Raw genomic sequence first — 12,528 nt, 5'->3', positions numbered from 1 at the left:
GCCATGAAGGGCGCCGCCTTCAAGACCTGGAGCCGGCGCCCTATTTGATTCTGAGATGTCGTGGCGGACGATTACCGCCGATCGATATAGACCAATAGAACAATACGCAGGAACGATAAGAGGCCTGGGAAATGGTAAAGAACGAAAAGTTTCAACGAGCGCCGCTGGTATTGGCTATCGCCACGGCCTCCATCATTGCTCCTAATGCTTTTGCGCAGGCAGAACTGGATACTGTCGAGGGCCCTCAGGCCCCGCAAATTGAAGAAGTTATGGTTCAGGGGCGCCTGAAAGATTCCGCAGAAATGCTGGTAAGCGAGCGTCTGGACGAGGAAGTGGTAACCGATATTCTCGGTTCAGAAATGATTGGCCGGGTAGGGGACTCCACCGTTGCTGCAGCGCTGCGCCGTGTCTCCGGTCTCTCCCTGGTAAACGACAAGTTTGTTTACGTTCGCGGTCTCGGTGAGCGTTACTCCAGTACCACGCTGAACGGGGCCACTGTGCCTTCGCCGGATTTGACCCGCAATGTGATTCCGCTGGACATTTTTCCGACCTCGGTGGTCGAGTCCCTGGCGGTACAGAAATCTTATTCCGCCGACCAGGCGGCAACCTTTGGTGGCGGTAACGTGGATATCCGTACCAAGGGTATTCCCGATGATCTGACTTATTCGATCGAGATCGGTAGTGGTACGAACAGCGAAACCGATGGCGATGTGCTGTCTTACAGCGGTGGCGACGACGACCAGTTTGGTGCTGATGATGGTACCCGTGCACTGCCTTACCAGCTACAGGCCGCGCTTCAGCGTTTCCAGGGCCGTTTGGGTGTCCAGGATATTCGTAAGGGGCTCGAGCGTGAGGGCCGGGAGTTTGCCTCCGCATCGCAAGCCATTGCCGCTGCACAGCGCTTGAATCGCAATCTTGCACTGAGTCTGAATCGCGACGTAGAGCTGACGGAAGAAACCAGCAATCCGGATATGGACCTGAAAGGCAGCGTTGGCAATCGTTTCTACTTGAGTGACGACTGGGAAGTAGGTTTCCTGGCGGGTGGCTCCTACAAGAACAAGTGGCGCGAGCAGGAAACCCTCAAGCGCAGTTACGGTTTCCCGGAGGAGCGTACTGATACCGAAAACACCTCGACCTACTCGGTAGATATCAGCGGGAACGTCAATCTGGGTATTCGCTACGCGGATGAGCAGGAAGTTATCCTGACCAGTCTGTATCTGCGCAATACCGACGACGATGCCTCCATCCGCGATTACTTCAACGAAAACCGCCAGGTCTCTGATGGCCGTGGTTTCCGCGAATACACGATCAAGTATGAAGAGCGCGACATGCTGGTAAACCAGGTGAAAGGTAGCCACCAGTTTGGACCGATGAGTAAATCTCTGGTGCCGGGCGGCCTGTTGGACTGGGTGCCTGAAGAGACAACTGTAGACTGGTTCTACTCCGACTCGTCCGCGCGCACCGATATCCCCAACGAAGTCAGCATCAGTTCTGACGCGATTACCAATGCGAGCGGTGAGGTGGTTTCCTCTTCCGTGAGTGTCGGCGTGAACAGCTCAGGTTTCCGCTTTACCGAGCTGGATGACGAAGTAATTAACTATGGTTGGAGCGCGACCCTGCCTTTGTACTTCTCCAGTTCGAGTCTGGAACTGAGCGGTGGTTATGCCCGTACCGAAAAAGGCCGTACCTACAAGCAGAGCGAATTTCGTATTGGCGTGCTGAGCGTGGATGATCCGAGCTCTCTGGGTGGTAGCCTGAACGACGTGTTTGGCGATGATCAGATCACGGATACCGACAACAACTATGTATTTGATCGCGCCGGTTCCAATAACCAGAGTTACATTGCGGCGACCCTGACAGACGCGGCGTTTGGTAAGGTCGACTGGACTCTGAATGAGACATGGCGTCTTGCCGCCGGTGCTCGCTGGGAGGAATACAACCAGGTAGCGCTCGACTGGAACCCCTACGGCTACACCCTCGAGGATCCGCAAATCACCAATGACCCGGATGAGCTGCGCGATGCGACTTATGTGGAAGATGCGGTATACCCGTCTGTGTCCCTGACTTACATGGGCAATCTGTGGGCCGATACCTTCCAGTTACGCTTTGGTGCCAGTAAGACGGCGGTCCGTCCTGACCTGCGTGAAATTACCGATGCCATCTATATCGACCCGATTACCGATGAGCAGATCAAGGGTAACCCGAACGCGCGTCCGTCTGAGATCACCAACTTTGATATTCGCGGCGAATGGTTCTTCGACAATGGCGATAACCTGACCATTTCGGCGTACTACAAAGATATTCTCGACCCGATTGAGTTCTTCGAGCTGGCGTCCAGTGATACCAATGTGGCCCGCGAGATTATCAATGCGGAGTCCGGAGAGATTACCGGAGTCGAAATCGAGGGTCTCAAGAGTCTCGGTTTTATGGGTGAATTCATGGACAGCTTCTTCCTGCAGGGCAACCTGACCGTGCAGGAAACCGAGCTGGTCGCGGGTGCGGAAGCGGATGCGCCCACTACACCGATTCGCGAAATGACCGGTGCCTCTGAGTACGTTGTGAATATGCTGATCGGCTTTGATTCCCCGGATGGCAATCACTCCGCAACCCTGGGCTACAACGTTTTTGGTGATCGCCTGTACCTGGCCGGCCGCAACGGCGCGCCCGATGCCTACGAGCAGCCGTTCCACTCCCTGGACCTGACTTACTCCTGGTACCCGACCGAAGAGATCACAATCAAGGCGAAGATGCAGAATATGCTGGATGAAGCCATTGAGATCGAGCGCGCAGATGTGATTGTGTTCGAGCAGAAGCCGGGTCAGTCCTTTTCCCTGAGTGCCCAATACCAGTTCTGATTAGCGGTATTGCGCGGTAAGTAGAAAAAATACCTGGAAGTTAAAACGCAACAGGGATGCCTTGATGAACCGGACGCTGGCAACAGTGTCCGGTTTTTTTATGTGAGGAAAGGTTGGGACGGAGCGCTGAAGGCGGAACGAAAAAAGGGCACCAGAGGTGCCCTTTGAAAAATCGACTGACCGATTACATATTGGGATAGTTGGGGCCGCCGCCACCTTCGGGCGTTATCCATACGATATTCTGGGTGGGATCCTTGATATCGCAGGTCTTGCAGTGCACGCAGTTCTGCGCATTGATCTGGAAGCGTTTGCTGTCACCTTCCTCAATGACTTCATAGACACCGGCAGGGCAGTAGCGCTGAGCGGGTTCGTCATAGATGGGGAGGTTGTGGTTCAGCGGGATATCACTGTCCTTCAGGGTCAGGTGGCATGGCTGATCTTCCTCGTGGTTGGTGTTGGAGATAAACACCGAGGAGAGCTTGTCAAAGCTCAGCACACCATCCGGCTTGGGATAGTTGATTTTCTTGCAGTCCGCTGCGGGTTTCAGCTGTGCGTGATCTGCTTTGCTGTCGCTCAGGGTCCAGGGCAGCTTGCCCTTGAACACATTGATATCGAGGAACGCATAAGCCGAGCCAAGGATGTTGCCCCACTTGTGCTGTGCCGGACCGAAGTTGCGCTGCATATGCAGTTCTTTCCACGCCCAGCTGTTTTTGTAGCGCTCACTGTAGTCGGTGACTTCATCGCTGGTGCGCTCTGCAGCCAGTGCTTCTGCCACGGACTCCGCGGCCAGCATGCCGGACTTCATCGCGGTGTGATTGCCCTTGATCTTGGCAAAGTTCAGGGTGCCGGCGTCATCGCCGATCAGCAGGCCGCCGGGGAAGGTCATCTTGGGCTGGGACTGCAGGCCACCTTTTACAATGGCGCGCGCGCCGTATGCAACGCGTTGACCGCCTTCCAGGTACTGCTTGATCACGGGGTGATGCTTGTAGCGCTGGAATTCGTCAAACGGACTGACATGCGGGTTGCTGTACGACAGGTCGGTGATCAGGCCAACCACTACCTGGTCGTCTTCCAGGTGATAGAGGAAGCCACCACCCGCAGAACCGGATTCATCCAGCGGCCAGCCAGCGGTGTGTACTACCAGGCCCTGCTGGTGCTTGGCACTGTCGACCTTCCAGATCTCCTTGATGCCGATACCGTAGTGCTGCGGGTCACGATCGGCGTCCAGGCCGAATTTGGCGATCAGCTGCTTGCCCAGGTGTCCGCGACAGCCCTCGGCAAACAGGGTGTATTTGGCGTGCAGCTCCATGCCCTGCATGTAGCTGTCTTTGTGTTCGCCATCGGCGCCAACGCCCATATCGCCAGTGGCGATACCTTTTACGGAGCCGTCTTCGTTATACAGTACTTCTGAAGCGGCAAAGCCGGGGAAAATTTCCACGCCCAGGGCTTCGGCCTGTTCCGCAAGCCAGCGGCACAGATTGCCGAGGCTGATGATGTAATTGCCATCGTTGTGCATGGTACTGGGTACCAGCATATTCGGAACCTTGAGTGCCTTTTCCGGGCCGCGCAGTACATAGATGTCATCACCCTTGACTGCGGTTTCCAGCGGTGCGCCGCGCTCTTTCCAGTCCGGAAACAGCTCGTTGATGGCGGTAGGTTCGAAAACCGCACCGGAAAGGATATGGGCGCCCACTTCGGAGCCTTTTTCCACGACGCAGACGGAGATGTCTTCATTGATCTGACGCAGTTTGCACGCGGCGGCAAGCCCGGCGGGGCCGGCTCCCACGATGACTACGTCGTATTCCATTGACTCGCGTTCCACAGGTCACTCCTCAGCAGGTTTCATTATTCAGTCGCCGAATTACGGTAGGCGATCTATAAGCTGGCGCATTATATCGGCCCCGGGGCCACCCTACCAATTGCAGGAGTTTTCATTTCTGCTGGCAAAAGCGGCGCAAAATGCCAATTTCCCGGGAGTAAAATATAGGGCAATTATGGCCTGAAATTGATCTTATGAATGACTGCTAGGCTTAGTATTCAACTATTGATTTTGGCCAGTGAAAGGGCCACCATACACGCCGCTCAAACAACTGTTTGAACTTGAGGTGAGCTCGCAGGTGCCATAGATCGCCCGCTTTGCGCGGATCTGGCAGGGCCGCCACAGTACTCGGCCGGGAGGCTGCCCGAGTTACCCACGTTGCCCTGGCGCTGTATTGGCCGCCGGGTCGCAACTTCTAAGTAGACTACTGAGACGGGATTTTCATGAAAGTTCTTGTAGCTGTGAAACGCGTTGTCGATTACAACGTGAAAGTTCGCCCGAAGGCGGACGGTTCAGATGTGGACACTGCCAACGTAAAGATGTCCATTAACCCCTTCTGCGAGATTGCGGTAGAAGAGGCGGTACGCCTGAAAGAAAAGGGTGTGGTCAGCGAAATCATCGCTGTATCCATGGGCCCCAAGCAGTGCCAGGAACAGATTCGTACTGCGCTGGCGCTGGGCGCTGACCGCGGTATCCAGGTTGAAACCGATGCTGAGCTGCAACCGCTGGCGGTTGCCAAGTGCCTCAAGGCCATCGTGGAAAAAGAAGAGCCGCAACTGGTTATCCTCGGCAAGCAGTCCATCGATGGTGATAACAACCAGACCGGCCAGATGCTGGCCGCGCTGACTGGCATGGGGCAGGGCACCTTCGCTTCCGAAGTGAATGTAGAAGAAGGCTCTGTAAAGGTTACCCGTGAAGTCGATGGCGGTCTGCAGACCGTTGAGCTGACTCTGCCGGCAGTGGTTACCACCGACCTGCGCCTGAATGAGCCCCGTTACGCTTCTCTTCCCAATATCATGAAGGCGAAGAAAAAGCCCCTCGATACCACCACCCCGGATGAGCTGGGTGTCGATATCGCCCCGCGCACCAAGACCCTGAAGGTCGAGCCGCCGGCTGAGCGCCAAGCGGGCATCAAGGTTGCCGATGTAGCGGAACTGGTGGAAAAACTGAAAAGCGAGGCGAAAGTAATCTGATGAGCATTCTTGTAATTGCGGAGCACGATAACGCCGAACTGAAAGGCGCAACCCTCAACACCATCGCTGCGGCCAAGGCCATCGGCGGCGATATTGACGTGCTGGTTGCCGGTAGCGGTTGTGGCGCTGCAGCTGAAGCAGCTGCAAAAGCAGAGGGTGTAAGTAAGGTTCTGGTGGCGGACAACGCCGCTTACGAGCACCAGCTGGCTGAAAATGTCGCCAAACTGGTGGCGGACCTGGGCAAGAACTACAGCCACGTACTGGCTCCGGCCACTACCACGGGCAAGAACATGCTGCCGCGCGCAGCCGCTTTGCTGGACGTCCAGCCGATCTCCGACATCATCGCGGTCGAGGGTCCGGATACCTTCAAGCGTCCGATCTATGCCGGTAACGTGATTGCTACCGTGCAGAGCTCCGATGCCATCAAAGTGGCCTCCGTGCGTACCACTGCGTTTGACCCGGTTGCCGCAGAAGGTGGCAGTGCAGCGGTCGAGAGCTTGGACATCGCTGAAGATGCAGCGGTCTCCAAGTTTGTTGGTGAAGAGCTGGCTGAATCCGACCGTCCGGAACTGACTGCCGCACGTGTGGTCATTTCTGGTGGCCGCGGCATGCAGAACGGCGAGAACTTCGAGCTGCTGTACAAGGTAGCTGACAAGCTGGGCGCTGCCGTGGGTGCATCTCGCGCCGCCGTTGATGCCGGCTTTGTACCGAACGACATGCAGGTTGGCCAGACCGGCAAGATTGTTGCCCCTGACCTGTACGTAGCGGTTGGTATCTCTGGCGCTATCCAGCACCTGGCGGGTATGAAGGACTCCAAGGTGATTGTGGCCATCAACAAAGATGAAGAAGCGCCGATCTTCTCGGTAGCCGATTACGGCCTCGTGGCCGACCTGTTCGATGCGGTCCCCGAGCTTGAAACAAAGCTGTAACTTCGGGGTCATATACTGACATCGATCGGAAAGGGCGGCGAAAGCCGCCTTTTTTAGTGGTGCAGGTATTGGGTTGAGTTATCGGGCTTTGCGCCCTGATTGATTATTTATTAATCTGTTTGGCCGGTAACGTTGCCTTTCTCGGTGCTAGCCCCGAGAATAGGCGCCCCAATAAGTAGAACTATGCTGTCTGTAATACAGCCGAGACGGGTTTTGAACATGTCTTTGGTAAAGCGCACTATATCGTCCGCACTGCAGAATCCTGCGGCGTCCGGTCGAAATACAGCCCGACGCAGTCTGTTGGCTACGGCGGCCGTCGTAGGCGGCTGGCTCGCGGTCAATGTGATGGCGTATGGGCATCTGGCGGTCCCCTCTGAGGCAGATGGCGGCCTGCTGGCCGAGCGCAGTATTCGGTCAACCCAGTCGAATGCCGCAGCTTCTCTTCCTACCACTCCCTTTTTCGGGGTTGCCCCCGTCAAGAACGAGGCGGAACCCGAGCTGGACCTGGCCAATATTCCGATTACCCAGCTGAACCTGGTGCTTTCCGGGGTCCTCAGTAGTAGTGTCAACGACCACGCCAGCGCGCTGGTAGCGGAGCGCGGCAAGCCCGCAGAGCGTTTTTACGTGGGGCAGAGTCTGCCCGGTGGCGCCGAGGTCTATTCCGTCGAGGTCGATCATATTATCCTTCGCAGGAACGGTCAGATGGAAAAACTGACCTATCCGGATGCAGATGGCCGACCTACTGTTCCCAAGCAGTATGCGAACTACGCCCGCGAGGCATCCCGGGTGATCAGTGCCAACGCCTCCTCCAATCGCGCGGACAAGCAGCAATCCATCCGTGATCGCCTGGAGAAGCTCCGGGAAATGGCCCGCCAGCGGCAAGGGGCGCAGCAACGCTAAATTCGAATACGCGCCGGGGGGTACGGCGCGTTTTACAAGACCATAAATTTACCGACCAAATAAGAATTAGAGTCAGACTTATAATGATGAGCGTGTTTCACCGACGGCTGATTGCAGCCGCCCTGGGTTTTTTGTTGTCGTTTTCGGTGCTGGCTCAGTCTTCCCCGGAGAGGGTTACTCTTTCACTGGATAACGCCGATATTCGCGACCTGATCAACTGGGCCGCGGACTTCACCGGCAAGAACATCATTGTTCATCCCAATGTCAAAGGTAAGGTGACGGTGGTCGCGGGTGATCCTATGACCCATCCGCAGGCCTTTGATGTGTTTATGTCGGTACTGCAGGTCAATGGCTTCAGCCTGGTAGAGCAGGGCGATGCTTGGAAAGTGGTGCCCGATGCGCTTGCCAAGCAACAGGCCATACCGGTGATCGATGACCAGACCCGCGCGCCCGGCGAAGCCCTGGTGGTGCGTACGGTGCGGGTTGAGAACATTTCTGCCGCGCAGCTGATCGCCATGCTGCGCCCTCTAATTCCCCAGACCGGCCACCTGGCCGCCTACGCCGATACCAACACACTGATCGTCGCCGATCGGGCGGCAAACATCGACCAGATCGTGCGTCTGATCAAGCAGCTGGATAGGGCTGGCGCCATCGACATCGAGCTGGTCCCCCTCGCATTCGCCTCCGCCAAGGAGGTCAAGCAGGTCATCAACGAGCTTCTTCAGGGCGGCGGCAAACAGGCCGGTAACGACGTCCAGCCCCTGCGCATCGCCGTGGATGAGCGTTCCAACAGTATTCTACTGACCGGTGATCCGGTCACCCGCCAGCAGCTCAAGAAAGTAATCGAGCGTCTCGATCAGCCCCTGGCCGGTGAAGGGAATACCGCGGTGGTATACGTACAGTACGCCAGCGCCGCGGACCTGAAGCCAATCCTCGAGGGGATGAGCGGCAGTATCCAGAAGACCGAGAAAGACCAGCAGGTGGCTGACGTCGAGGTGAGCATCCAGGTCAACGAGGAGTTGAACGCCTTGGTCCTCACCGCACCGCCGTCTCTGCTGGAGACCATGAAAGGGGTGATTGCCAAGCTCGACGTGCGCCGGGCTCAGGTGTTGATTGAGGCGATTATCGTCGAGGTAACCGAGGGTACCGGCAACAAACTCGGTGTGAAATGGATTGCGGGCGATGACGACGATGTGTTCGCCGGTTTTGAAAACGACTTTGCGGAAACACCGATTATCGATGCCGATGGCAATGTTCTCTCTGAGTTCAATCCATTCTCCCTTGCGCCCGCGAACCTGGCCCGCTCCGGCCTGAACCTGGGCTTCCTCAGCGGTACCGATGTGCGCGTGGCGGTCAATGCCATGGCCAGTGAGAACAACGCGAATATCCTGTCCACGCCGACCATCATGGCGCTGGATAACGAGGAAGCGGAAATCCTGGTGGGCCAGAATGTTCCGTTTATCACCGGCGAGCAGCTGCTGTCCGGTAGCAACAACGACCCGTTTACCACTATTCAGCGCCAGGACGTGGGTACCACGCTCAAGGTCACGCCGCGGGTGAATAACAACAATTCCGTCACCCTGGAAATCGAGCAGAAAGTTGAAAACGTTCTGCCGGTGGCCAGTTCGGCAGCCTCGGATATCGTCACCAGCAAGCGTGAAATCCGTACCAAGGTGCTGATCGACGATGGCGCGATTCTGGTGCTGGGCGGTCTGATTGAAGACAAGGTCACCGAAATCAACCAGAAGGTGCCGCTGCTGGGTGACATCCCAGGAATCGGTCGCCTGTTCCGCAACTCGGACAAGGAAGTTGCTAAAACCAACCTGATGGTGTTCCTGCGGCCGAAAATTCTGAGCACCCAGATTGCTGGGTACGAAGAGACCCGCAGGCGCTATCGCGATATGCAGGAGAAGCAGCTGCAGTTGCGTGGCGACACCAGCCGCATCTGGGACTGGAACCACGGCGAAGTATTGCCGGACCTGCTGCCGCCTGGCGCAGCCAATGCGACAGAGGGAGATGTACTCCCGGTGGAGCCTGAGGACGTCAAGTGATGACGGATCTCGCGTTAAAACGACTGCCTTATGCTTTCGCCAAGCGCCATCAGGTGTTGCTGGCGGAAGTCGAAGGAACCCCGGTCTGTCAGTATGTGGCGCCGCTGAATCCCAGTGTACTGGCCGAAGTCCAGCGCCTGTGCGAGACCCCGCTCGGGATAGCCGCGGTTGAGGCAGAGGTGTTCCAGGAGGCCTTGCAACGCCAGTACGAGAATCGGGAAGGGGGCAACCTCTCGGATGTCGAGGGCCTGGGCGACGATCTGGATTTGGCCGCAGTGGCCGATTCGCTGCCGGAAACCGAAGACCTGCTCGAACAGGAAGACGACGCGCCGATCGTCAAACTGATCAATGCCATTTTTGCCGAGTCGCTCAAGCAGGGCGCCTCGGATATCCATATTGAAACATTCGAAAAACGCCTGGTAGTGCGCTTCCGTGTTGACGGTGTCTTGCGAGAGGTGCTGCAGCCGCGGCGCGCGCTGGCACCACTGCTGGTTTCCCGTATCAAGGTAATGGCGAAGCTGGATATCGCCGAGAAGCGCGTCCCCCAGGACGGTCGTATCTCGCTGTTGATGGGCGGCCGCGAAGTGGATGTGCGTGTTTCCACCATGCCGTCTTCCGCCGGCGAGCGCGTGGTAATGCGACTGCTGGACAAGCAGGCGGGAAAAATGGACATGCGCCAGCTGGGTATGGCGGAGCGGGACCTCAAGGTCATGATGGACCTGCTCGGCCGTCCCCACGGTATCCTGCTGGTAACCGGCCCCACGGGCTCCGGTAAAACCACCACCCTGTACGCGGGTCTCGCCAGTATCAATCACCGGGAAAAGAACATTCTTACCGTGGAAGACCCGGTGGAATACAACCTGGAAGGGGTAGGGCAGACCCAGGTTAACACCAAGGCGGATATGACCTTCGCCCGCGGCCTGCGCGCGATTCTGCGACAGGACCCGGATGTGGTGATGGTGGGTGAGATTCGCGACCTGGAAACCATGCAGATCGCCATTCAGGCGAGTTTGACCGGACACCTGGTACTCTCGACCCTGCATACCAATACCGCACTGGGCGCGGTGACGCGTCTGGTCGATATGGGGATTGAACCCTTTTTGCTGTCTTCCAGCGTGATCGGCGTTCTCGCCCAGCGGCTGGTGCGGGTGCTGTGCCCCGAATGTCGCCAGCCCCACCCGGCGGACAGCTTCGAATGCAAGGTGCTGGGTGTAGATGAGAGTGTTGGTGCGACCATCTACCGCCCAGGTGGCTGTGAAAAATGCAACCACACTGGGTATCTCGGTCGCATCGGTATCTATGAACTGGTGCCGGTGAATGAGAAACTTCGGCAGATGATTCACGACCGCGACTCCGAGAGTGCGCTGGTCCAGGAGGCCCGAACACTGGGGCCGAGTATCCGCGATGACGGCATGGCCAAGGTGCTAGCCGGAACCACTTCATTGGAAGAAGTACTTCGGGTAACCCAGGAGTCCTGAGATGGGTGCATTCGAGTACACCGCCCTCAACAGTGGTGGCCGCAAGAACCGCGGCACTCTGGAGGCCGATAGCGCCAAGGCAGCGCGGCAGCAACTGCGCGCCAAGGGCCTGATCCCCCTGGAGGTGACGGCTGCCTCCGAGTCTTCCGGTGCCGCAGGCGCCAGTATCCTGTCTGGTAGTCCGGGGCTTAGCGTAAAAGCACTGGCGTTGCTCACGCGCCAGATAGCCACGCTATTGCGCGCCGGTATTCCCCTCGAAGAAACTCTCGGCGCCATTGCCAATCAGTCCCGCAACCAGAAAGTTCGGCGTATCGTGCTTGCAGTGCGCGCCAAAGTGCTTGAAGGTCACAGCTTTGCACAGGCGCTGGCGAGCTTTCCGCGCGCTTTCCCCAAGCTTTACCGGGCAACGGTAGAGGCGGGGGAGCATTCCGGGCATCTGGACGACGTGCTGGAGCGCCTCGCCGATTACACGGAGAGCCAGCAGCAGTTCCGGCAGAAGGTGCAGCTGGCGTTGATCTATCCGCTGGTACTGGTGGTTATCTGTGTTCTGGTGGTTACCGGCCTCATGGTTTATGTAGTGCCGGACGTGATCGAGGTATTCACCGGCACCGGCCAGCAACTCCCGCTGGCGACCCGAATACTGGTTTCGATCAGCGATTTCATTTCCGCCTGGGGCTGGCTGATTCCCCCGGTAATCATTGCCCTGGTGGTGTGCTGGACACTGTTGTTGAGGCGTCCGGGATTCCGCTATCGCTTTCACCACCGGCTGCTGGATATGCCGGCGATCGGCTGGCTGGTGCGCGGTGGCCAGAGCTCGCGTTATGTGGGCACCCTGGCGATCCTGACCGGCAGCAGTGTGCCGCTGGTGCAGGCCATGGGTATTGCCAGCGGGGTAATGAGCAATGATTTCCTGAAGGAGCGGCTGCAGATAGCGCAGAAGTTTGTGCGCGAGGGCGGTAGCCTGCGCAAGGCCCTTGAAGACGTGGAGTATTTCCCGCCGATGATGACTTATATGGTCGCCAGCGGTGAGTCCTCGGGCACCCTCGACCAGATGCTGGTGCGTGCGGCGGAAAATCAGGAGCGGGACCTGCAGGGTGCAGTAACCGCGTTTGTGAGCCTGTTTGAGCCGATCATGTTGCTGGTGATGGCGGGTATCGTGCTGTTTATCGTAATGGCAATCATGATGCCGATTATGAATATGAACCAGCTAGTCGTTTGACCCCGGGTTGAGCGATCGGGCTTGAAGAACCGGGACCGCGCTTTGCGGTCCCTTAACGTTTGGAATATTTCGAAAATCTGGTGG

General features: G+C 57.4%; 8 protein-coding genes. 7 read left to right on the top strand and 1 reads right to left on the bottom strand.

Features of this window, described 5'->3' with window-relative positions:
• The first annotated feature begins 131 nt into the window (after positions 1–131).
• Positions 132–2,855, top strand: a complete 2,724-nt coding sequence (locus ACONT6_RS08660) for a TonB-dependent receptor domain-containing protein (protein WP_428821311.1) — start codon at positions 132–134, stop codon at positions 2,853–2,855.
• A gap of 184 nt (positions 2,856–3,039) precedes the next feature.
• On the opposite strand, the gene ACONT6_RS08655 is transcribed toward ACONT6_RS08660, so the two are convergent.
• On the bottom strand, positions 3,040–4,662 hold the full coding sequence (locus tag ACONT6_RS08655) for an electron transfer flavoprotein-ubiquinone oxidoreductase (protein ID WP_428821497.1): 1,623 nt from the start codon (positions 4,660–4,662) through the stop codon (positions 3,040–3,042).
• Positions 4,663–5,117: 455 nt separating this feature from the next.
• Here ACONT6_RS08655 and ACONT6_RS08650 point away from each other — a divergent pair, with 455 nt between their 5' ends.
• From ACONT6_RS08650 to gspF, 6 genes are all read left to right on the top strand, one after another.
• A complete protein-coding gene (locus tag ACONT6_RS08650) occupies positions 5,118–5,867 on the top strand; it encodes an electron transfer flavoprotein subunit beta/FixA family protein (RefSeq protein WP_428821310.1) in 750 nt (249 codons plus the stop codon).
• Entirely contained in the window at positions 5,867–6,796 is a 930-nt protein-coding gene (locus ACONT6_RS08645; protein ID WP_428821309.1) for an electron transfer flavoprotein subunit alpha/FixB family protein, read from the top strand. Before ACONT6_RS08650 ends, ACONT6_RS08645 begins: the two co-directional genes overlap by 1 nt.
• 219 nt (positions 6,797–7,015) lie before the next feature.
• Complete coding sequence (locus tag ACONT6_RS08640) at positions 7,016–7,696, top strand: type II secretion system protein N (protein WP_428821308.1); 681 nt, start codon at positions 7,016–7,018, stop codon at positions 7,694–7,696.
• 83 nt (positions 7,697–7,779) lie between these two features.
• Positions 7,780–9,747 (top strand): type II secretion system secretin GspD, encoded by a 1,968-nt coding sequence (gspD, locus tag ACONT6_RS08635; protein ID WP_428821307.1) that lies wholly within the window; start codon positions 7,780–7,782, stop codon positions 9,745–9,747.
• Positions 9,747–11,225: a type II secretion system ATPase GspE gene (gene gspE / locus ACONT6_RS08630; RefSeq protein ID WP_428821496.1), complete on the top strand. Its 1,479-nt coding sequence runs from the start codon at positions 9,747–9,749 to the stop codon at positions 11,223–11,225. Before gspD ends, gspE begins: the two co-directional genes overlap by 1 nt.
• A 1-nt stretch (position 11,226) precedes the next feature.
• Positions 11,227–12,444 (top strand): type II secretion system inner membrane protein GspF, encoded by a 1,218-nt coding sequence (gspF, locus tag ACONT6_RS08625; RefSeq protein ID WP_428821306.1) that lies wholly within the window; start codon positions 11,227–11,229, stop codon positions 12,442–12,444.
• Positions 12,445–12,528: the final 84 nt, after the last annotated feature.

Origin of the sequence: Microbulbifer sp. MCCC 1A16149 (genome assembly GCF_050368945.1) — a bacterium.
GTDB lineage: Bacteria > Pseudomonadota > Gammaproteobacteria > Pseudomonadales > Cellvibrionaceae > Microbulbifer.
Note: the sequence above shows the minus strand (reverse complement) of the source record. Positions and strands in the feature narration are given on the sequence as shown.